This window comes from Flavivirga jejuensis, from assembly GCF_030540765.1.
Lineage (GTDB): Bacteria > Bacteroidota > Bacteroidia > Flavobacteriales > Flavobacteriaceae > Flavivirga > Flavivirga jejuensis.
Genome location: NZ_JAUOEL010000002.1, coordinates 55,306 through 77,847 on the forward strand (window position 1 = coordinate 55,306; position 22,542 = coordinate 77,847).

Genomic DNA, 22,542 nt, shown 5'->3' on the forward strand with positions numbered 1-22,542 from the left:
TTATTTTTAGTGTTATATTAAATTCACATCTGTAATGACCTCTAAAAGCGCAGGACCATTATGTTCATTAAGTTTTTTCATAGCTGGAATTAAGTCTTCTAACTTTTCTACACGAATGCCTAGTGCACCACAGTTTTCTGCATATTTTGCAAAGTTTGGATTGCTTAATGACGTTTGCCAAACATCCACTTCTGCTGCACGTTGTTCTTTTGATATTTTTCCTAATTCCGAATTATTCAAGACAATATGTTTAATATTCATATTGTATTTTACCAGGGTATTTATTTCTGCTAAGTATTGCCCTAAACCTCCGTCTCCAGAAACCGACCATATGGGTCTTTTATGACCTTCTGCTGCCCAGGCTCCCATGGCTGCTGGCAGTGCAAAACCAATGGATCCTAAATACCCAGACATTAATACAGCCTGATTTTTTGGCTCAAAATACCTTCCAAAAGAATAGGTATTGTTTCCTACATCTACAGCAATTACTGCATTTTCTGGTGTTACTTTATTCATGGCATCAAAAACAGCAATTGAACTCAATGCATTTCCACAATCTTTAAGACGGCTTTCTTTTTCTTCTTTCCAGAGTTGCCATCTGGCTTCGATTTCATTTCGCTGGTTTACCGTATTTGTGTTTCCTTGCGTTTGTTCTGTTAATAGCATCAAGGTTTCTGATATTTCTCCCCAAAGAGCCACATCAACTTTATGATGTTTACTCAATGCCATGGGGTCAAAATCAACTTGAATAATAGGTTTCTTTGGTGTTATACCAGTATGGTTAGAAAAAGAAGCTCCAAATACTAGCAATAAATCACATTCATTCATAAACCAAGAGGCGATAGGTGTACCACTTCTTCCGAGTACGCCACAACCTAAAGGATGCTCATCTGCTATTAATCCTTTTCCTTTAAATGTTGTAATGACTGGGCAATCTAAAGTTTCCGCGTAAGCGATAATCGTATCCATTTGAAAACGCGCACCGTGACCTACAATAATAACAGGTCTTTTTGCAGCTTTAAGCAAATCAACTGCTTTTTGTGTCATCTCTTTTGGTGGCGTAATATTGAAAGGAGTAATTCTGTTCTCTGGTGTTTGAGGTTTAGAATTTTCAGGCTTTTTAGTGAAAGCAACTTCGTCTGGAAATGTTAGATGAACAACATCTCTTTTTATCAAAGCTGTTTTTATTGCAAGCGACATGAGCTCACTATGACTAGAATTTAAATGCACTGCATGATTGAATTCTGATACGCTATCAAAAGCCTTTACCAAATCTACCTCTTGAAAAGCCCCAGTACCAACAACTTGCGTGTTTACTTGTCCTGAAAGGGCCAACAAAGGTGCTCTATCTACTTTAGCATCCCACATACCAGTAAACATATTTGTTGCGCCTGGACCAGCAATACCAAAACAGGCTGCAGGCTTTCCTGTTAATTTCGCATAGCCTGATGCTGCAAAAGCTGCGGCTCCTTCATGGCGAATACCAAAATACTTCAGGTGTCCTTTTTTCTCTTGTCGCATCATAGCATCGGCAACGGCAAGATTACTATGACCTACCATTCCGAAAACGGTATTTACACCCCAGTTTACCATCGTTTCAATCATCACATCTGAAACCGTATCCTCATGAGGTGCTTCTTCAGGAATCGCAACATATATCGCTTCGCCGTCTTCTTTTACTTCAAATGTTTTGATACTATCATCGTGGCCTCCTGGTGATTGTCCATTACATGGGTCAAAATCCCAACCGTGCCATGGGCAACGCAGCATGCCATTTTCAATAGATCCTTCTCCTAAAGGTCCTCCTTGATGTGGACACGCATTATCTAATGCCGAGAATTTCCCTTTGTAATGTGTTAAACAAATACCTTGATGACCAGCAGTTAGTGTTTGTACGCGACCTTCTGGAAGCGTTTTTCTATGATCTAAAACTTTATACCACTTTTTATTTTCTGAGCTCATAATCTTTTTAAATTAATGTGTATAACATAAAAGCACCAACTACTATAAATAGGATAGAAATACCGACTTTCATCTTATCTGCTGGTATCACTTTTTGCAACTTAGGGCCTATTTGACCACCTATAATAACTCCTGGAATTGTAAATATGATTAAATTAAGAACTTGATTCATGACTTCGCTACCTTCTTGTGCAAACTCATAAAAATGACCTACAGAAGCGACTAAAACTGTAATAACTACCACAAAAATGGATGTTGCTACTGCTACTCGTGTAGGTACTTTGCATTTTGCTACTAAATGATATTCTTGTAATTCTGCAAGTCCAACGGAAATCATTCCTAAAAAAGCACCACCAATGGCTGCAAACATTCTCCCCATATTTTTATTACATACGGTGTAGTTATATACATTACCATCCGAGTCTGTTAAAGTGCTTTCATAGGTAGTTTCAAATTCTTTCTTATGCGCTGCTTCTAATTTTTCTTTTTCTTCTTCGCGCCAAGACACATAGAGTTGGTAGCCTATAAATATAATTCCAATACCAAATATGGCTTTGAGTATTAAAGGCGGCACCAGATCTCCATATACAGTTCCTAAAATGGCGAAGGGAACGGAAATGAGTAACAAGTTTAACCCCAATTTAAAGTCAATTAATTTGGCTTTCCAATACGCCATTAAACCAGAGCTAAAGCCAAATAACTCGGTAGCTAATGCTGTACCTATCGCAATTTTAGGGTCAAGTCCTAAGCCTATCATAAACAAAGGTGAAAAAAATACGGCACCACCTATTCCAGATGACATGGCTATTGTCGCAATTGCTATTGATATTGGTAATAAGTACCAAAACTCCATTGTTAATTCCATAATATTTATGTTTAATTATTTAAAAAACTGACGTACGCCGTAGCTTGCTAATACTCCTTCTCCTGTTGCTGCTGCTACTTGTGCTATGGCTCCTTCTCTACAATCTCCTGCTGCGAAAACACCTTTTATATTCGTTTCTCCTAAACCTGTTGTCGTTATAAAACCTCGTTCGTTTAGGTCTATTAAGTCTTTTACGTTGTCTGTATTTGGGATAAGACCTATAAAAATGAATGACCCATCGGCATATAGTTCTGTTTCTTCATTTGTAATATTGTCTTTTACTTGTAAGCCTTTAAAATTATCGTTCTCATCTTTTATAAAGGCTACAGACTCTTTATTCATATGTACTTCAATATTTTTAATTGAAGGCAGTTTTTCTATATAAGTTTCTGAAGCACTAAAGGCATCTCCACGGTTTACTATGATTACTTTTTTACAAAAAGAAGCCAGAAAAATACCTTCTTCTAAGGCACTATTTCCTCCACCAACAACAATAACTTCTCTGTCTCTATAAAATGCACCATCACAGGTGGCGCAAAAATGAATTCCTGCACCTATCAACGCTTCTTCGTTAGGGATTCCTAATTTTCTGTAGGTAGAACCTAAAGCTAAAACCACCGTTTTACTTTGATATGCTCCCATATTTGTATCTACAGAAAAAATACCACCTTCTTTTTTAAGTGATTTTACACTAACCCCTGTTTCTATTTTTGCTCCATAGGTTTTTGCTTGTTCTGCCATTCTTTGGGTAAGCTCTGGACCGGATATGGTTGTAAAACCAGGGTAATTTTCTATCTTTTCTGTTAAGAATGCGTTGCCACCGATATTCTTTTTTTCGAGAATAAGGGAGTTAAAACGATCCCGTTGAATATAAATTGATGCTGTTAATCCAGCTGCACCAGCACCTACTACTATGGAGTCGTAAACTGTTTTTTCAGATTCTTGACCTATGTTTAAAACAGTTTTTAAAATGGCATTATCTGGATTTGTATAACTTTTATCACCAATAAAAATAGTCGGAATAATACGTTTTCCATTATTAATTTCTTCTACTTTTTGGGCAGCCCAAGAGTATTTGTCAACTTCTATATATTGAAAGTTAATATGATTATCTTGTAGATAGCTTTTTGCACGCTGACAATCTGGACACCAATCTGCGCCATATAAAATGACTCTTCCTTGAGCATTAATCCCTAATATGTTTGCTAATTCATTATTATCTGGATTGGTTAATGGTTTTTCACCAATAATAATGGTTGGTATGATACGCTTACCATTATTGATGCTTTCTACACGGGCTGTTGCATCTTTATCTAAATCGACATCAATAAAATTGAAATCAATGCCATTCTCTTTTAAATATGCTTTAGCTCTTTGGCAATCTGGACACCAATCTGCACCATATAAGTCTATTGTATTCATAATTGTTTTATTATTAGTTCGTAAAAAAACACTGTTATATTCTATAATTCTATTTTAAGAATGGTTCCAGTAAATCCTTCAGAATATTATTATTTATATACCTGCATAATTAATACCTGTTAGGTAATGCATATCTCTGTTGTATGTTGAAAGATCGTCTTGATTAAATTTCGTTACATCATCATAACCACAAGAACGCGCTACAACTCGTATTAAATCGTTTGTGGCTTCAAAGTAATTTTGTAATTGTTTTGCTGAAGCATCTATAATTATTCGACTACGTAAAGATTCCTTTTGCGTTGCAATACCTACTGGGCAGTTGTTGGTTCCACAAGCACGCATACCTAAACAACCAATAGCTTGTAATGCTGAATTAGAAACTGCAATGGCATCTGCGCCAAGCATCATGGCTTTTGCAAAATCTTCGGCTACACGTAAACCTCCTGTGATTATTAAGGTTACATGAGTCGCCCCTACTTTATCCATATAAGCTCTTGCTCTAGCTAATGCAGGAATTGTTGGCACATTAATATGGTCTCTTAAAATGGTAGGCGCAGAACCTGTTCCACCACCACGACCATCTAGAATGATATAATCTACACCTACATCTAATGCAAATTGAATATCTTTTTCAATATGACTAGCTGCTATCTTAAATCCTATTGGAATTCCCCCTGTACGGTCTCTTACTCTATCTGCAAAAAATTTAAAGTCTTCAACAGTATGAAAATTAGGGTTTGCTGCTGGCGAAATAGCTGTTTCTCCTTCTTTTAACCCTCTTACTTCTGCTATTTCTTTACTTACTTTATTTCCTGGCAAATGACCTCCTGTCCCTGTTTTTGCGCCTTGACCTCCTTTAAAATGAAAGGCTTGTACGTTATCTAATTTATCCCAAGAGAAACCAAATTGCGCCGAAGCTAACTCATAAAAATATTTTGAATTATTAGCTTGTTCTTCTGGTAGCATCCCCCCTTCGCCAGAACAAATTCCTGTGCCTGCTAATTGTGCGCCTTTTGATAAAGCTATTTTTGCTTCACGCGATAATGCACCAAAACTCATATCACTTACAAACAAAGGCATATCTAATTCTAATGGCTTTTTTGCATTTGGCCCAATAACAACTTTAGTAGCCACTTCTTCGTGATCTAATAAAGGTCTTGAGGCTAATTGCGCTGGTAAAAATTGAATATCATTCCATTTTGGAAGTGTATTTCTATCGACTCCCATTGATGCTGAAAACCCATGGTGTCCTATGTTTTTCAGTCCGTTTTGTGCTAACTCTTTTATATAACCAGTATACGGTTCTGTCTCTTCTGGATGTGTATCTGCATAGGCTCCTAAATACACATCGCGATTAAATGGTTGCGGACTATTGACTAAATATGCGTCTATTTCAAAAGCATCAACCATTAAATTATCGCCTTCTATCTTGGTAGAAAATTTATGTAAAACCTCTTTATTGTTGTATTCTGAAACTCCTGAATCTACTCTATAATCCCATCCATGTACGCCACAAATAAGGTTGTGTCCATCTACATGTCCATCAGACATTAATGCCCCTCTGTGAAGGCATCTTCCGTACAGCACAGAAATAGCATCATCAAACTTTACAATAACTAAATCTAAACCGTTTACCAGTGCGTGTTCTGGTTGTTTGTTTTTTAATGTACTTACTTGAGCAATTACTGTTGGTTTTTTCATAATTTATTTCAATTTCTTGTTTTATATTTAAAAGGAGAAACCAAGTACAAAAGAGATTAGTCCTCCTTCAACACTTGAATAATATCCTGCATTTAGAGTGAATGTTTCCAAACCACTAACCCAAAAGGAGCCTCCTATACTATTATGCCACTTATCTGATGTATCGTTTTCTAACCATACCCTTCCATAATCAAAACCTCCAGTTATACCATATTTCATTGGAATAATACCACTACTTAAATTGCCAATTTTACATCTTATGTCTGTACTCTGGAATATTGAATATTTACCAATAAATCGTTCTTTTCTATAGCCTCGAAGGTTTTTACCTCCTCCTAATTGTGCAGCGTGATACAGTTCAAAATCGTCTCCAAGAATAGCTTCTCCACCTATTTTTGTAGCGAACACAAGACTAGCGTTTTTATTTAATTTGTGGTTTATAGCTAGATGTGGTTTTATATAACCAAAGGTATTGTCTTCATTACCCCCATCTATAGCTGCTTTATATCCAATGGTAACGCCAACATCTAAGCCCATTGTAGGATAGGCAATATCATTTTTATTTTTAAAAGTGTAATTTATTTCACTACCTAAATACGTTTGTTTTTCGAAAAGAGTAGCGTTTGCAGGTAACGTATTAATGAACCTATCTGATGCGTTTTCGACTTCAAAAGATTCTATTAAAGGCTTAAAATAAAAAGAACCGCCATGTCTTCCTTTCCATATTAATGAAATGGCAGCACTCAATTCTTTTATACTTATTCTATTAAAATCAAGGTCTACATCGTCTTTATCATAGGTGGTTTCATTACCAAAGCCAAAGAAGTTTTGTGCAAAATTTGGACTGGTATATTTAGCTTCTACTCCAAAATTCCAATGATGAAAAATATTCGAAAATTCTCCTTTGTAAGACAAGTCATAACCAGAATTACCTGTATAATATGCCGCACTAATGCTATGTTTATATGTAAATTTATTTCGTTGAAGTCCGAAGAATGAAAAATTATTTAGGACTCCAATTTTCACACCATCGTCGGGGTTTAATCCCAATAAAGGTAATATTTGACTAAAACTATGTTTTACTTTTTTATGATCGTAATTGTTGATACTATAATCATCCACCAGCCACTTTTTGGATTTTTTATTTACGATTGTATTTTCTTTACTCTTATAATCATAGAGTTTTACTTTTTTAGTGTTTTTAAAATCGTACGTATCGTTTTTCTTTCCACCAACTATTCTAATTTTAATAAGATCATTTCCTTCGCCATCTACAACAAAAGTATCTTTACCATCCAAACCATAAATCCATATTTCTTTGGTAATATCATGAGAAAATGTTCTATTTAAAAGGCCAATATCTTTGCGGTCTATTTTTATAGAAGTCTCTCCATTGGGAAGACGTGTTATAGTGAATTTATCAGATTTCTGAGTCCCAACAACCACTTCGAATTTATTTAAATACTCATAATAATCTCTTGTTATTTTCATCAAATTAGCGCGTCTTCCTTTCAATTTTTCTTTTATATCGGAAATCACTTCGCCTCTTATTTCTGGAGGAAACGCTTCAAAAGCTTTTTCAATATCAGAATCTTTCAAGTTCTCCTGAATGTATTGTGCTTGTTTTTTCCATTCATCCCAACCAGAAGCATTAACCAATATTAAATCTAAATGATAAGGAGAGGAAGCCAACCATTTTACACTCCTTATTTCATCATCATAGGATTGCATTTTACGTAGAGTTGGTACGGCACGCGTTAAAAAAGAAATTAATGATCCATCATATTTTGAAAACGCCTGATCTCTATCTCTGGGAATAGGCTCACAATGTGATGTTCCGTTTTCATCCTCAAAAAATGCCCAACGCCATTGATCTTCATGTCTGTCCCAATCTCCTATAAGCATATCAAAAAGCCTGGCTTTGATATATGAAGGTTCATCAACTACAGATTTTCCTGTTTTATGTATTTCCTGTAGCACATCTGCAGTACTTAGTATTTTTTTGGGTTTCCCAAAACTATGTAATCCTACTTGCGTACTTCCTACGTGTTCTTCTATCATATATAACTCATCTCCAAAATCTTCATTAAAAACGCCAAGTGTTTTTTGTTTAGGAATGTAATATAATATGGGATTCGTGTGATTAACTCCAATGGATTCTGAGAGGGCTCCAATTGCAAATGGACCATAAGGGTTTGATGTGGTATAAAAATCTGATAAAAACTTATCAATAGCCGTATCATCAAGTGTGTTACTTATATAAGTATTTGGAAAGAGATTTATTTGAAGAAATTTAGTGGTGCTTTTTTTTATTGCACGCATCACAAATTGTTTCCCTTCCTTATCTTCTAAACGCAATGATTTAGATTGATGACCACCACCTCTTTTTATGGGTGTAAGTCCCCCCATTAATGTGTCTAATAATACGACTGGCACTGTTACATCGGTTCCATAAAACGGTCTGTAATGTTCTCCCCAAAGTGTTTTGTATAAACTACTTTTATCTATTTCTTCTTTTGTATAGATTGAAGCGGATTCTGTTTCTGGAAAATGATCTTTAAAGGTATATTTTTCGTCTTTATTTTCATTTCCTTTTAGAATAGTAGATTTAAAAATTTCATTAGAAGCCTCATTTTTTACAGTATAATATTTTACTTCTACTTTACCATTATTATCAATTTCTAACTTAGCATAACCATTTTCGGCTATTCCAAAATCTACTTCACTAACGTTAGTAACATTTCTAGTTTTTCCGACAGCTCCACTAATAATTTGTGGCACTCCATTATTTATATATTGTAAGTTTTTATCTTTCCCCGATATAAAAATGATATTGTTTACCCCTTGACCTATCGTTTTTAATCTATTTCTCAGTTTTCTATATGTCTTATTTTGAAAATCTTGCGAATTAATTCCTCCAATATTACTTAGTAACCCTTGTTTTGTATTTGTTTCAATTGGATGATGCAATGCCACAAGAATTATTTTACCATAGGCTTTCTTAATTCTATTTTCAAATTCTAAAAAGAATAAGGTTCTATTTTTAATGTCACTATTATTATTTATATAATTGTCGGTATCCCAATCTTCTAAAAACCATTGGGTATCTACTGTTATGAGTACTATATTTTCTGAGATATCTTTATGTTTTATGGCCTCGCCACCATCTGGATAAAACTTTGAATCACTATTTTTTTGAATATGTTCTTCTATAGACTGAACACCTTTATGCCCATTAATGGCCCATTCATTTGTTCCTGGCATAAAAAATGTCTCACCAGCAAATGAAGATAGCTTATCAAGTTGATGCGTTATGCTTTTTTCGAAATCTTTGCTTTGAGCTTCAGTATTAACTGAGTTACCTAACAATAATAATATTGGGTTATCAGCTTTTTTAGAATCTTTGATGATTTCTAACAACACATCTGTTTTTTCTGTTGTACCTGTATTACCTATTAAATAAATTGATTTATCATTTTTTTGCCCCAAAACGATGGAACTCGTTAGCAAAAAAAAGTATATAATACTTTTTTCAAAGCTTTTTAAAATGGTCATAGTTTGTTTGGTTTTTGATGGTATATTTTTAGAATAATTAAACTACTAAACAGGGCAAAAGAATAGTAACACATTGGTGTGCCTAAAGCGGTTTTTGGGCATTCTGCATGTCCAGTAAATTGCATAATAGAAGCTGCTAATGCAATGCTGCCTGCCACCCCTGTAAATAAAAAGTATAAGACATGCCATTTCTTAAAAAGGTGTGTTATAAATGGTATAAGAAAACAGATTAGAATCACCAAACACATGGGTATATCCATTATTTTCGGACAACCTTCACCTGTTTTAAATTCTTCGAGTACCAATCCGCCAGATCCAAATAATCCTATAATTAGGATAATAAGAATGACATAATATATGAGTGTTTTTAGCATTAGTTTTTATTTACAATGATGCACGTAGGACATTCTGTTCCTGTAACTGTACTCTTAAGTTTAATCCCTTTTAGATGTGTTACTATAAAATCCTGCACAAATGCATAATTAGCACTGTGATTGTTAACACTTATTTGTGCGTCTTTATGTTTTTCTCTTATTAGGTTATCGTATTTTTGGTGTCCCCAACAATTTGGACAATAGCCTTTAGATAATTCCGTAATGTCTTCTTCCTTATTCTGTCCGAGTAATTGTTTAATAAAATTCATTTTTTTTATTGTTTTATTCTTTGGTTTCTATATCAGTTTCTGAAATGACCTTTGTTTTTTCAGATATTCTATTTTAAATAAAGGCGAAATAATCCCTCCATCACATAATATAAATACTATGTAATTTCATTACCAACAGGTTATGAGGCAATTTACTGTCTAATCTTAATTGGGGAAAGCTTTATTTTTTCAATAGTTACTTCAGACGACAACCTAAAGTGATTTCTGTGTTACTTATGCAAAATGTAGCATTTAAAAGATCTATATCTCTTCATTTCCAGATATTACAATCATGGAATCTTCTTGTGCATCTTCAACAATCTTTTCTACAGTTGTATTGTGTTTTTCAACTTCTGCTTTTAAATCAACAATGCTATTTATTTTTGGATTGTTGATACTAATTTCTTTATCATTCGCCAAGCGAACTTTAAGGTTCAAAATACGAAACTCTTTGCCTAGTCCAAATTGAAGCAATGCGGTTTGGTCGCTTGCTAAGCCCTCACCAGTTACCATCCATTCGGTGAGTGTTTTTGTAGGTGTTGTAATAGTAACTTTTGCGCCTTGTACGTTTATAGATTCTCCTAAATCTACTTGTAAATAATTGTTAGTGCCTCCTTTATTTATATAAGCTAAAGAAGGGGTATTAATATTTACCCAAATCATATCAAGGTAGCCGTCTTGATTAAAGTCACTAACTAAAGAGGTAATCGCAAAATGCGGATTAACGACACCGCTTTTTTCTTCGGTTGGCGCAAACGTGCCATCTTCTTTTTGAACTAAGAATCTACTTTTTAATCTAAATAATTTATTAGGTGCTAAATCCACATAATTTTCGGCAACCATTAAATCTTGTAAACCATCATTATTCATGTCTGCAAAAGTGCAACCCCAAGAAAATTCGTAATCTGCTATTTTAGTTTCTTCGGCTGTATCTGTGAATTTAAAGTTGCCATCGTTTCTAAAGAGTATCCATTTTTCATTAAATAAAGAGGCATCTTTTATGTCTCCTTTTGCAATGGCTCTTGGTAGGGTACTTCCTGTATTAGAGAACATAAAATCTACTAAACCATCATTATTGTAATCACCAACAGCTAATCCCATGGGATAGGCAAATTTTTTGGTTAATGGGTTTGGTTTCATTGTATATGTTAAATCACCATTATTTTTATAGGTACGCACTTCTCCAGTATCATGTACAACAACCAAATCTAGCCAGCTATCGTCATCTACATCTACCAACACCCCTTGAAAAGTATTGTGTATATAGTCTAATCCAGCAGATTTAGTAATGCTTTTAAACGTATCGTCTCCATTATTGAGTAATAATTCGCTTGTAGAACCATAGGTGTAATCTTCAAAAATAGTTTGCCCTTCCATTAATTCTTTTTTAAGATAAGTGGCGAGGAAAATATCTAAGTCTCCATCTTTATCTATATCTCCAACGGTAATCCCAGCTGGGTTAGATTTCTCATTTATTGGTGTGTTGATAATTTTTTCTGTAAACGTTCCGTTTGTATTATAATAAATACGTAAACCGTCTTCTCTTCCTAAAATAATATCGGTAAAACCATTGTTGTCAAAATCGGCCGAGACCATACCAACTGTTGTTTTTGTATTTCCTTTTTTAGGTAAATTGACTTCGGAAGATATATCAACAAATTCATTATTTCGGTAGGCAAAAATGGCATCTTCTTGATGCATGCCTCCTCCAAAAAACACTTCATCCACATTATCGTTGTCTATATCTATTAATGCTGCAGGTGCAATTGGTAATGATTTTTCACTATTATATTGATGGTTAAAATTAAGTGTTACTTGTTCAAACAATGGTATTTTATTATCATCTATAGTAATATCATATTTCTCTGAAGCCGCGTCGTTCCAGAAAAACCAAAGAACAACTGCTATTAATGCTACTAAAATTAGACCTATTACTATAAAGGTTTTCTTAAATATACTTAAGAGGTTTCTTGTGTTTTTACTTAACATTATTGTTGGCTTTTGTTAGTTTACTTAGTTGATATAATGATAATGTGAAAAGAATAAAATGAGTAACATTCATTAGGATAGGCAACATATGCTTGCCTATTGAAGGTAATAACTTGCCAATAACAACCAGCAGAATAAGTATAATAATGGGATTGAAAACGGCCATCCATTTTTTATAATACGTCCCTCCTTTTAAAATGGTGATTGCAAAAACAATAGATAGTGTCGCTATAATTATGCGAAGGGCTTGCACCAATATTTCCATATGGTTTGTGTAATGTGTTAATAGGTTTTGATATGTAGAGGTATCCATTGTATCTTTTAAATGAACGATATTACCTACTGAAGCTCTTGAGCCAATCCAAACACCGCCTACTGCAAAGGCTATAAAACCAATTGCCAGAACAATTCTTGCCAAGGTTTCGTTGCCAGATTTTAGCATTCGGTAAATATGAATGTATCCTGCAAAATAAAAAGGCAAGCCTATAACTGCTAAAAAATGTCCTGTAGTAAGATTATCTAATGATACAAATTTGAAAAACTCATAAGCTTTAGAATGTTCTAAAATATCTGAAGAATAATGTAATAGGTATTCGCCTAGTCCTACAAGAATAGACGCAATAAGCCCTAAACACCCTAATATTTTAGTTAGTTTCATTTTGCGATTAATTGGTTAGTTTTAAGTTTGTCGAAATATGTTAAAATTACTTTCAGAAAAAAGAAAAATACTATACCTGAGGGGATTACTGTTAGTGTCCACCCTACAAAACCGCATAATAATTCATAGGATAAAGTTTTAATTGTATTAAAAAACCAATACCAGTTCTGATTTAGAATTACTCAAATAAAAAGCAGCTGTTTTTGTTTAAGCAAAAAAGAGCCAATTGTTTTGGTGTTACCCCCTGTTTAAGTAATCTCTTAAATGTATTCCAAAACTTAACTAGTTTGGATTTCATCTAACTATTTGGTGTTAGAAATAAATTGAACGTCGTAATCTATAACTCCATCTTTTCGCATTTTGCTTAATACATTACTAACTGTTTGTCTTGACGTATTAGTAAGGTTTGCAATCTCTTTATGGGACAATAAATTTTTAGCAATTGATATGCCTCCATCATTTTTTTCACCAAACTCTTCTAAATAATCTAAAATAAATTCTCTTATTCTTGTTGTACTATCTTTATATAATAAATCGTGAAGTCTTCGTTCTAATTTTTGAATGCGTAAGCCATAAATTTTAAGCACGCCATTTTTTAGCGACTTATGTTTTTCCATAAGTTGTTCCATCTGTTCAGATTCTATGTAACAGATTACACAGTCCTCCAGAGCATAAGCTACTTCTTCGGTTGCAGCTTCTTTGTTATAAAGAGAAAGTTCTCCAAAGATATTACCGCGCTTTACAACATATTTTACGGTGTTATTTGTCGTGTTTACAATTTTGACACTACCTCTTTTTAGAAAGAAAACACTATCCTTATGTTTATCATTAAGTTCAATAGATTTGCCTTTTTCAATATTATCCATTTCCAGAATCTCACAGATTTTCATCATATTGAGCATTCCGAGTTTTCTAAAAAGATTAAAACCTTCTAAAAACCAATATTTTGTAATTGCTTTCAAGTATAATATCGTAATGATTACAAAATCAAAGATATAAATTTAAGATTTGAATAATTATCTTAAATTTTTGATAGTTACTTTGGGCGACATATTGGTGTATTTTTATTATAAGATACCAAGCCTACTTTATTTACGTCATAAATTGACAAACCTTAGTCGCCAGGCGAATTGAGTTGATTAAACTCGATAATTCGCCTGTTGAATAAGGAAATGACATTTGGTTCTTTACTATAAATTCACCTAAATGTGCATTTTTTAGCACTAAACTAAACTGAACTAAACTAAATTTTTAAGTAAAGAATTTCTTGAAACCAACTGTCCCGTCCCTGCTTTTGCTGACAGTTAGGTTCGAGGCAGAGCCCAGGGGAATTCTTTTCAAATAAAAAAATTATTGAAACTGACTATCCCCGGCAAGCCATAGGGGTATTTCGCCAGTTTTATTTTGCCTTTATAGAGGCAAAAATCGTATTTTCTCATAATTCTTAAACAGTTTCTAAGTTTTTGGTAGTAATACACTCAAAAACAATGGCTACAGCTTCTGATCCTGGATCAATAACTCCCAGTAAGCTCTCTGCTCTTAAATAAGACGATCTACCAGAACTGGCTTTATCCATTTTTGCGGTATCATTTGCTGCTTTACGGGCTGCAATAGCAGCTTCCTCTAAGCTACCTTGTTTTAATTTTTCTATTGCAGGTAACAGAACATCAACCATGGTACGTGATCCTTTTCTTGCTCCTCCATATTTCATCATCATATTTACACCATTTTCCAAGGCATCAGGAAAATCCATACCTTCAGACATCATCGCACCAGCATTCGTAAACATTATAGAGAGTAGTACACCGCTTGAACCTCCCATATAACTCGCTAAAAGTTCTCCCATATTTGTCAATAAATCCGACGTATTATCAAGGGGTAAGCTATGGTTGTCTAATAATTTCATTATTCCACGCGCACCTGCAGCAAACGTAGCCCCTGTATCTCCATCCCCTATTTTCTTATCAAGTTCATTTAAATACGCTTCTGCATCAAGAAGATTTAAACAAATAGTTTGAATAAAATGTTCTGTTCTTGGGTTTCTGCTGGGAAGAAACTCCTTTCTTAATTTTTGGTAACTTATATCAAAAGTTACAGGATCCTTGGGCTCCATAGCTTTTGGCCATGCAATTGGAGCCACTTCAGATTTTAACATGGCTCTATTTTCTTTTGTAAGTTTTATAATTGAAAAACTAAAACCATACATGTTTAAGGATGTCATTAAGCTTGCAGGTCCTATAACCAACTCTATTTGATCTTTATATCTAGATTGTAATACCTCATCTGTAATAATAGACATTTCTAAAGGTGTTATAGACCCTAGGTTGTTTATTAAGATCGCATACCTTTCATCAGAATCAGTTTTTGCGAATAATTTAGACAATACCATGGTTACAGCCTCTTTTCCTCCTTTAAAGCTTACCTTGTCTAATCCAGGCTCTCCATGTATACCAAGCCCTAATTCTGCCGTATCACCAATAATATTTACTTCTGTTCCTGGTAACGAACAAGTAGACACTGCTAAGCCAAGAGAAAAACTGTTTTTAGCGGCTTCTATAGCACCTGCCTTAACAGCTTCTAAACAACTTCCTTGCTCTGCCAGATGACCAGCAATTTTATGTACAAACAACGTACCAGCAATACCTCTTGGTTGTGGTGCATTTGGTATTGCTATATCATCTGATACAACAACCATTTCTACTTTTTTACCTGCTTTCTTCGCACGTTCTGCCGCTAAACCAAAGTTTAGGCGATCTCCCGTGTAGTTTTTCACAATTAACAAACATCCTGCATCGCCTGTAACATGAAGTATGCATGATAAAACAGCTTCAACACTCGGAGAAGCAAATACTTCTCCAGATACTGCAGCCGTAAGCATACCTTTTCCTATAAAGCCAATATGGGCTGGTTCATGACCTGCTCCACCTCCCGAAATTATAGCAACCTTTGATTTATCTATTTTATTTCTGGTAACAAATTTACTTGCTGGAAATGCATCCGCTCGTTTTACCCCATGCTCTCCAGAAAGTCTTAAAATCCCATCTATTGCTTGAGTAACAACATTTTCAGATTCATTAAAATAGCGTTTCATTATATTATAATTTTAGTTTAATTAATACTTGATTTTCGGAAATAAGATTCCTGTCCAATGAAAATTGGATTATTTTGCTTTTATAAAAAACATTAGTATAAACTTTTAAGATCGTTTAGTTATCAAACCATCTAAGCTTAAAAAATATTGAAATTTGGTTTTTAAGCAGTCATTTTTTGTCTGTATTTTAGTGGTGATATTTGATATTGTTTATGAAACAATTGACAAAAATGTGATGCATTATTAAAACCAGATTCATAGCATATCTCATTAATATTTTTGTTCGTTGTTAATAACAACTTTGAAGAACGTTCCAATCGCTTATTTCTAAGCCAATTGGCAGGAGAATCATTATACTTCTTTTTAAATTCTCTTTTAAATTGAGATAAACTTAAATTGGAAAGGTAAGCGAGATGATCAACATTTAGACTGCGATATACATTGGCATTAATAACAACATCAATTGATGAATTTTCTTCCACTAAACATTCTCTAAGAAAACTCATAAAATAACTGCGTTCTTGCCCTGTAACAAGTAGAATCAGTAATTCTTCAAATTTATGTTTCAACAACTCCGAAACTGGTGTAGGCGTTAATTGAAAATAGGAAGAGACCGAGGTTATGTATCCATCCATCCATTTATCGAGATAGAACTGATAGGCTCCCATTGAATTTACATCTAATAATTCTGAAGGTGCTATTAACTGTCTATGTTGTGAAATGAATTCTGAAAGAAATTCATCTGTTAAGAATACTAAAATACATTCTAGTGTATTTCCATACTTCAACTTTTCGCAAACAATTATTGAACCCTTCTTTACAAAGATGGCTTCACCAGCCTCTAGTTTGTAAAAATAATTAGGTGTTACTATACCCTGGTTACCTCTCAAGACAAACATCAACATGTGATCTTTGATAAATAGTCTATCTTTCTCCTTTCCTTCCATCATAGAATACTGTACTATAGATTGTTGATCGGTCTCCATCACTTTAAAATTGTCCGCCTTATCAAAATATAATTTTAACTCTTCACTAATCATTGTACTTGTAATCTATTTAGAATACCCAAATATATTTAATTACTCTTATAAAAAATGTTCTATTTGGCTCATATATTGTCTTTTTATATGAAAAGTCTTCTCTTATTTATGAAATAAAAAATAAAAAGGGAGCTAAATTATCTTTTAGCTATGCTTAAAACTAATAAAATGACAGAGTAAAATCTTTTAAGTTTTATACATCAACGAAAACGCCACTTAAGTTGCTCATTTTTAGAACTAATTTTAAGAATATTATATTCTAAGGTCAAAAAAAACCAACTAAAATGGTTTATATTCAAAAAAGCTCATATAAATTTAAATGAGCTTTTGAATAAAAAAAATCTTGAATTTTGTTATTTCACCTCACCCAGAGCTGTAAAAAAGGTAGTTCTAATGGCTTCAAAAGAGTTATAAATATATTGCTAGCTGCTAAAAGAGCTTTTCACATCACCTAGCGTCGTAAAATATTCATTTACAGAAGAATTCATAGTATCTTTATTAATACTTAGGTTACGAATAACTTCTTTAATATCTGGAATAGCTGGGCTAGACATGCTAAAATTTCTTAATCCTATTCTTGATAATAGTTTGGTTGCATTTTGATTTCTGGCAAGCTCTCCACACAAACTCACCTCTAAGTTGTTTTCTTTTGCTAACTTGATAACAGTTTGAACAGCTGATAAAACCGCAGGATGTAATGCACTAAAATATTTTGAAACATTTGTATTTTCTCTATCTAGTGCTAATAAATATTGAGTTAAATCGTTAGTGCCAATACTCAAAAAATTTATTTCTTTTGCTAATTGCGGAATAAGAAACAAAACGGAAGGCACCTCTACCATAATACCAACTTGCATATTTTTATCAAAAGGAATATTTTGCTTTTTTAAATCGTTTTGTACTTCTCTTAAAATTTTGTTGGCACTAAGAACTTCTTCTACAATACCAACCATAGGATACATAATTTTAATTTGGTATGCGGCTGAAATTCTACATAATGCCCTTAACTGTGTTTTAAATAATGGGATGTTTTGTAAACAATATCGAATACCTCTTAATCCTAAAAACGGATTATTTTCTTCGCCAATACCCATATACGGTATGTGCTTGTCGCCACCAATATCTAATGTTCTAATGGTAATAGGAAGCCCTTTCATGTTTTCACACAACTGTTTGTAAACACTATATTGTTCCTCTTCTGAAGGTGCACTTTCTCGATTCATAAAAAGAAATTCTGTTCTATATAAACCTATACCTTCTGCCCCATTAACAAAAGCCAATTTAGCTTCTTTTGGACTGCTTACATTTGCCAAAATTTTAAATTCAACCCCATCATTACTAATTGCTGGTTGTTTTGCTTTTATAAAACGTTCTTTTATAACGCGGTCTTCTTTTTCCTTTTCTAGAATAAGAACGTTGATTTTTTTTGGATTTTCACTCTTTAGAACAATATCGCCAGTACTACCATTCATAGCAAGCATATCGTTTTCTTTTATATCACTAATCGCTTTACCTACTGCTGTAATTGCTGGAATACCAAGTGAACGCGCTAAAATTGTAGCATGAGACGTTTCGCCACCATGCATAGATATAATTCCTAGTACCTTATCTGTGTCTAGACTTAATGTTTGTGCCGGGCCTATTTCATCTACTACTAAAATAGCAGGTTCTGTAAGTATGATATCATTTTTTGAATCTCTTTGAATGTCACTTATTACCTTATTCCGTATTTCAACAATATCTGCTGCACGCTCTTTCAAATATGCATCCTCCATTTCCAAATACTTATTTTCAAGATCTGAAAAAACGGTATACCAAGCATATTCGGCACAAAGACAATCATTATTAATAATTTGCTCAACTTTATCAAGCGTTTTAGAATCGTTAAGCATGAAGATATGAAAGTCGAAAATTTCGGCATCCTCCTTACCATAAAGTGCCATTGTTTTTTGTTGGAGGTCTATAATATTATTTAAGACAGCTTCTATAGCCATTTTAAGCTTTGAAATCTCCAATAACGTATTTTCGGCTTTTTCTTTTTTAACGTTTACAACCATGTTTTTTAACAATTTAGCATGGCCAATAGCAATACCATTTGATACGCCTATGCCAGCTAATTTATTATTAACATGCTTACTAACTTTTTTATTACTCTGGGGTATAATTGTGTTTACAGGATCTCCAAAATTTTGTTTGACAAAACCTTTTAAAGCAATTTCTAAATCATCAGCCTGCTTGCCTTTTACTCTAAATGTAAGTATGTCGCCCTTTTTAGCTCCTAGCGTACTTACCTGACTGATACTATCTGCTGCAACAAAGGGTTTGTTTTTTGTGCTTACCGTTGCAGTAACATCAAATTTATTTACTAACTCTATGAGTTTTACCGATGGTCTGGCATGTAAACCCAATTGATTAGGAACCGTGATTTTTATCTCTTTACCTACTACATCTGTAAAAGCATCTGTTTCAACTTGCTCTTCAACAGGTTTTAATAATGTTTGCTTTCCTAAAAGACTATGCTTAGCCTCATTAGCAACAGCCTCAATATCTGCACCTGTCATGGCTTGTGCCACTGCTGCTATGGCGCCTTCAACTAAAGGAGCTTCACATAATAAGGTTTTATGTTTTAACCTTTCATCAACCAAATCTAGAGCTAATTCTGCATTCATAACTGCGCTTCCAATATCCATAAGCACTAAAATCCCATTACTATCACTTAATGCTTCAATAGCATCTTTTATCTTAAAAGGATCTGTTCCTATTGGACTAGATGTATCTTCCAAACCACCTGCCGTGATAACAGCTACTTTATTTTGTGACATTTGATTTGCAAGTTCTTTTACACCTTCTGCCAACATTTTACTATGAGAAACAATTACTATTCCTACCATTCTTTACATGTATCAATTAAAACATTAATTATTCTTCTATAGCTTCTTTTAAACTTTTTAATATAAGGTAGCTAGAAGTTGCTCCTGCGTCTTGATGTCCTACACTACGCGCTCCTAAATAACTAGCTCTTCCTTTTTTGGCAATGAGTGGAACTGTCGATTTCATTGATTTTTCAGCACTCTTAACAATATCTGAGAATACTTTTTCGAATGTGTTGTTTTCTGAAAGAGACTCTTTTAATCTGTCTGCTACAGGGGCTAAAACATCAATCATTGTTTTGTCTCCTACAGATGCACGCCCTCTAAGTTTTACACCATTTACACCTTTTTCAAAAGCGGTAACAAAATCTTGTAATGAAAGTTCTGTTTTTGTAACTATAGCCATACCAAATTGAAGAAAAAACGTGCCGTAAAGTGGCCCAGATGCACCACCAATACTAGATATTAGTGTCATACCCATATTTTTAAAAATGGCTCCCAAATCTGTATTTAAAGAAAATTCTTCTAGTTTATTATGTACTTTATTAAACCCACGCTCCATATTAAATCCATGGTCTGCATCTCCAATTTCAGAATCTAGCTTTGTTAAATAGTCTTTATTTTCTCTTAAAGTCAGTGATGCTAACTCAAACCATTTTATAATATGTTTATGTTGTAACGTCTTCATAATTTTTTATTTAATTTTACTTAATTCAAACACCCCATCTTAATGCTGGTGTTTTTACTGGAGCATCCCAAAATTTTAATATCTCATCATCGGTTTTTACCATAGTTATCGAAACCCCTTGCATATCTAAAGCTGTTATATAAGACCCTATAATTTTTCGGGTAATCACAATATTTTTGTCTTCACAAATTTCGTGCATTTTTCTGTATACACCATAAAGCTCGGATAGCGGCGTGCTCCCTAAACCGTTTACTAAAACAATCATTTTATCACCACTTTTAAATGGAGGGCTTGTAAATTCTATTTCTTTCCAATTACCAGTACCGTGATCCCATTCTCTTATTTGTCTGGTATAAACACCATCATCAAGGATAGCATGGGTTAAAATTGAAGTAATCTCATCACAAGATGTATGAGGGATACGCTTTCTCCCTGGTTCTCCATGGATACCAACACCTATTTCAATTTCATTTTCATCAATATCAAAATTAGGCTTGCCAGCAGCTGGTACAATACACGAAGTAAGTGCCATCCCCATAGATCTACCATACGAATTTACTTTTGTTGCTAATTTGGCACAAGCTTCTAAACTATAGCCTGCTTCTGCTGCTGCTCCAACAATTTTTTCCATGATTACCGTAGTACCTACACCACGCCTTCCTGCTGTATAAAGACTATCTTTAACAGCAACATCATCATCAATTAATACGTTTTGAGTTTTTATACCCTCTGCATTCAACATCTCGGCAGCCATTTCGAAATTCATAACATCGCCTGTGTAGTTTTTAACTAGAAATAAAACACCGTGACCATTATGAGCGGCTTTTGCACACTCAAACATTTGATCTGGAGTTGGCGAAGTAAAAACTTCTCCTGGGCAAGCAGCGTCTAACATGCCTTTACCTACATAACCGCCATGCATAGGTTCATGACCACTACCTCCACCAGAAATAATAACTACTTTTTTTTGCGAATCACTATCGGCACGTATTATAAATTTAGGGTCAAGATTTATTTTTAATTCTGGATGTGCTGCTGCCATACCTTGCATTTGCTCGGTAATTACATCTTCTATATTATTTATTAGTTTTTTCATGTTTTCTATTTAATTTAGGTTAAATCCTATTCCATTTATTACTAGAATATAAATTTCCTCTTAGCTCTATTGAAACTAAGATGAAAATAATGATTAAAGTTTTATTGTAGCATTAAAAGCGGCATTAAATTGATCTCTATTTGGATTATATACCATATCTGCTCTTAATGCAAGATTAATATCTTTTCCTATAGGAAATGCTTTAGATGTGTACCAACCAACTTGCGTAAAGTCTGCTTTTCCATCTGTTGTATAAAAATTATCATTAGGCACTCCAGATATGAATGGGCGTATTTTTATATCTTTTGGAAAATCGAAAGTATATCCCATTTCTAAATATAAAGAGGAATTATCACTTGGATCATTAATAAAATCCCAACCTGCAAAGAAATCAAGTTTCCCTACATTATAAATAGTTCTTAATTCTACTCTATTAGTTAGCGCTGCCCCACCTCCTTCGGGTGTATTATTAAAATCAAAAAAACCACCAACATTAGGATTATAGTGTGTTAACACCATAACTGTTAGATTGGAATTTTCTCCAACTTTACCACCATATCCAACATAAGGAATAATTTCCTTGTAATTTTCTGCTACTGGCACCTCACTAGAAGATGCGCCACCTCGTTCTGCAGGAGAGAGTGCGTACGATGCCCAAATTCCAGTAAAAAAGCCGCCGTTAGAAAATGTAACATTTGGTTGGATATTTGGATAATCTCCTAATACAAGTCCACGCCAAATAAATCTAGTTGCCAGTGTTACTTCAAAATGCACTCCCCAGTCATTTTTTTTTGTCACTTCCTTGTCCTGAGACATAGAATCTTTCACTTCTTTTTTTGCATTTTCTTTTACAGCTTCCGTTTGTGCAGTTGTTGATAACGTTAATAAAACGACCAACAAAAATGTTATATATTTTAAGTTTTTCACGATATAATATTTATATATTAATTTATTTAATATTG

The 22,542-nt window shown here is 33.8% G+C and carries 16 protein-coding genes; all 16 read right to left on the reverse strand.

All coding sequences use genetic code 11. The annotated features are described in order from the left end of the window. Positions 1–12: 12 nt before the first annotated feature. The gene (locus tag Q4Q40_RS05540) at positions 13–1,962 is read right to left on the reverse strand and encodes a thiamine pyrophosphate-binding protein (protein WP_303300748.1); all 1,950 of its coding nucleotides are present in this window, start codon (positions 1,960–1,962) and stop codon (positions 13–15) included. A gap of 7 nt (positions 1,963–1,969) precedes the next feature. Beyond that, positions 1,970–2,827: a sulfite exporter TauE/SafE family protein gene (locus Q4Q40_RS05545; RefSeq protein ID WP_303300749.1), complete on the reverse strand. Its 858-nt coding sequence runs from the start codon at positions 2,825–2,827 to the stop codon at positions 1,970–1,972. A gap of 15 nt (positions 2,828–2,842) precedes the next feature. Further along, entirely contained in the window at positions 2,843–4,249 is a 1,407-nt protein-coding gene (locus Q4Q40_RS05550; RefSeq protein WP_303300750.1) for an FAD-dependent oxidoreductase, read from the reverse strand. A gap of 93 nt (positions 4,250–4,342) precedes the next feature. Then, the gene (locus Q4Q40_RS05555; RefSeq protein ID WP_303300751.1) at positions 4,343–5,950 is read right to left on the reverse strand and encodes a glutamate synthase-related protein; all 1,608 of its coding nucleotides are present in this window, start codon (positions 5,948–5,950) and stop codon (positions 4,343–4,345) included. Between the two features lie 27 nt (positions 5,951–5,977). Beyond that, the gene (locus tag Q4Q40_RS05560; protein WP_303300752.1) at positions 5,978–9,505 is read right to left on the reverse strand and encodes a bifunctional metallophosphoesterase/BamA family protein; all 3,528 of its coding nucleotides are present in this window, start codon (positions 9,503–9,505) and stop codon (positions 5,978–5,980) included. Then, complete coding sequence (locus Q4Q40_RS05565; RefSeq protein ID WP_303300753.1) at positions 9,502–9,879, reverse strand: hypothetical protein; 378 nt, start codon at positions 9,877–9,879, stop codon at positions 9,502–9,504. The genes Q4Q40_RS05560 and Q4Q40_RS05565 overlap by 4 nt, the downstream gene beginning before the upstream one ends. Beyond that, on the reverse strand, positions 9,879–10,148 hold the full coding sequence (locus Q4Q40_RS05570; RefSeq protein WP_303300754.1) for a hypothetical protein: 270 nt from the start codon (positions 10,146–10,148) through the stop codon (positions 9,879–9,881). The genes Q4Q40_RS05565 and Q4Q40_RS05570 overlap by 1 nt, the downstream gene beginning before the upstream one ends. A gap of 261 nt (positions 10,149–10,409) precedes the next feature. After that, a complete protein-coding gene (locus Q4Q40_RS05575) occupies positions 10,410–12,137 on the reverse strand; it encodes a CRTAC1 family protein (RefSeq protein ID WP_303300755.1) in 1,728 nt (575 codons plus the stop codon). Then, positions 12,127–12,795 (reverse strand): DUF6796 family protein, encoded by a 669-nt coding sequence (locus Q4Q40_RS05580; RefSeq protein ID WP_303300756.1) that lies wholly within the window; start codon positions 12,793–12,795, stop codon positions 12,127–12,129. Before Q4Q40_RS05580 ends, Q4Q40_RS05575 begins: the two co-directional genes overlap by 11 nt. 302 nt (positions 12,796–13,097) lie before the next feature. Continuing rightward, on the reverse strand, positions 13,098–13,757 hold the full coding sequence (locus Q4Q40_RS05585; protein ID WP_303300757.1) for a Crp/Fnr family transcriptional regulator: 660 nt from the start codon (positions 13,755–13,757) through the stop codon (positions 13,098–13,100). 482 nt (positions 13,758–14,239) lie between these two features. After that, entirely contained in the window at positions 14,240–15,886 is a 1,647-nt protein-coding gene (locus Q4Q40_RS05590) for a dihydroxyacetone kinase subunit DhaK (RefSeq protein WP_303300759.1), read from the reverse strand. Positions 15,887–16,047: 161 nt separating this feature from the next. After that, entirely contained in the window at positions 16,048–16,926 is an 879-nt protein-coding gene (locus tag Q4Q40_RS05595) for a helix-turn-helix domain-containing protein (RefSeq protein WP_303300761.1), read from the reverse strand. 422 nt (positions 16,927–17,348) lie between these two features. Continuing rightward, entirely contained in the window at positions 17,349–19,817 is a 2,469-nt protein-coding gene (gene ptsP, locus Q4Q40_RS05600) for a phosphoenolpyruvate--protein phosphotransferase (protein WP_303300763.1), read from the reverse strand. 28 nt (positions 19,818–19,845) lie between these two features. Further along, on the reverse strand, positions 19,846–20,484 hold the full coding sequence (gene dhaL / locus Q4Q40_RS05605; RefSeq protein WP_303300764.1) for a dihydroxyacetone kinase subunit DhaL: 639 nt from the start codon (positions 20,482–20,484) through the stop codon (positions 19,846–19,848). Between the two features lie 25 nt (positions 20,485–20,509). Next, on the reverse strand, positions 20,510–21,580 hold the full coding sequence (gene dhaK / locus Q4Q40_RS05610; RefSeq protein ID WP_303300766.1) for a dihydroxyacetone kinase subunit DhaK: 1,071 nt from the start codon (positions 21,578–21,580) through the stop codon (positions 20,510–20,512). Positions 21,581–21,673: 93 nt separating this feature from the next. Next, positions 21,674–22,507 carry a TorF family putative porin gene (locus Q4Q40_RS05615; protein WP_303300767.1) on the reverse strand — a complete coding sequence of 278 codons (834 nt, stop codon included), beginning with the start codon at positions 22,505–22,507 and terminating at the stop codon, positions 21,674–21,676. Positions 22,508–22,542 lie beyond the last annotated feature (35 nt).

Excerpts from the sequence above, each read along its gene's own strand:
- Q4Q40_RS05595 (WP_303300761.1), bottom strand. The coding sequence starts at position 16,926 with ATGATTAGTGAAGAGTTAAAATTATATTTTGATAAGGCGGACAATTTT.
- Q4Q40_RS05540 (WP_303300748.1), bottom strand. The coding sequence starts at position 1,962 with ATGAGCTCAGAAAATAAAAAGTGGTATAAAGTTTTAGATCATAGAAAA.
- dhaK (WP_303300766.1), bottom strand. The coding sequence starts at position 21,580 with ATGAAAAAACTAATAAATAATATAGAAGATGTAATTACCGAGCAAATG.
- Q4Q40_RS05575 (WP_303300755.1), bottom strand. The coding sequence starts at position 12,137 with ATGTTAAGTAAAAACACAAGAAACCTCTTAAGTATATTTAAGAAAACC.
- Q4Q40_RS05570 (WP_303300754.1), bottom strand. The coding sequence starts at position 10,148 with ATGAATTTTATTAAACAATTACTCGGACAGAATAAGGAAGAAGACATT.
- ptsP (WP_303300763.1), bottom strand. The coding sequence starts at position 19,817 with ATGGTAGGAATAGTAATTGTTTCTCATAGTAAAATGTTGGCAGAAGGT.
- dhaL (WP_303300764.1), bottom strand. The coding sequence starts at position 20,484 with ATGAAGACGTTACAACATAAACATATTATAAAATGGTTTGAGTTAGCA.
- Q4Q40_RS05565 (WP_303300753.1), bottom strand. The coding sequence starts at position 9,879 with ATGCTAAAAACACTCATATATTATGTCATTCTTATTATCCTAATTATA.
- Q4Q40_RS05560 (WP_303300752.1), bottom strand. The coding sequence starts at position 9,505 with ATGACCATTTTAAAAAGCTTTGAAAAAAGTATTATATACTTTTTTTTG.
- Q4Q40_RS05555 (WP_303300751.1), bottom strand. The coding sequence starts at position 5,950 with ATGAAAAAACCAACAGTAATTGCTCAAGTAAGTACATTAAAAAACAAA.
- Q4Q40_RS05580 (WP_303300756.1), bottom strand. The coding sequence starts at position 12,795 with ATGAAACTAACTAAAATATTAGGGTGTTTAGGGCTTATTGCGTCTATT.
- Q4Q40_RS05545 (WP_303300749.1), bottom strand. The coding sequence starts at position 2,827 with ATGGAATTAACAATGGAGTTTTGGTACTTATTACCAATATCAATAGCA.
- Q4Q40_RS05590 (WP_303300759.1), bottom strand. The coding sequence starts at position 15,886 with ATGAAACGCTATTTTAATGAATCTGAAAATGTTGTTACTCAAGCAATA.
- Q4Q40_RS05550 (WP_303300750.1), bottom strand. The coding sequence starts at position 4,249 with ATGAATACAATAGACTTATATGGTGCAGATTGGTGTCCAGATTGCCAA.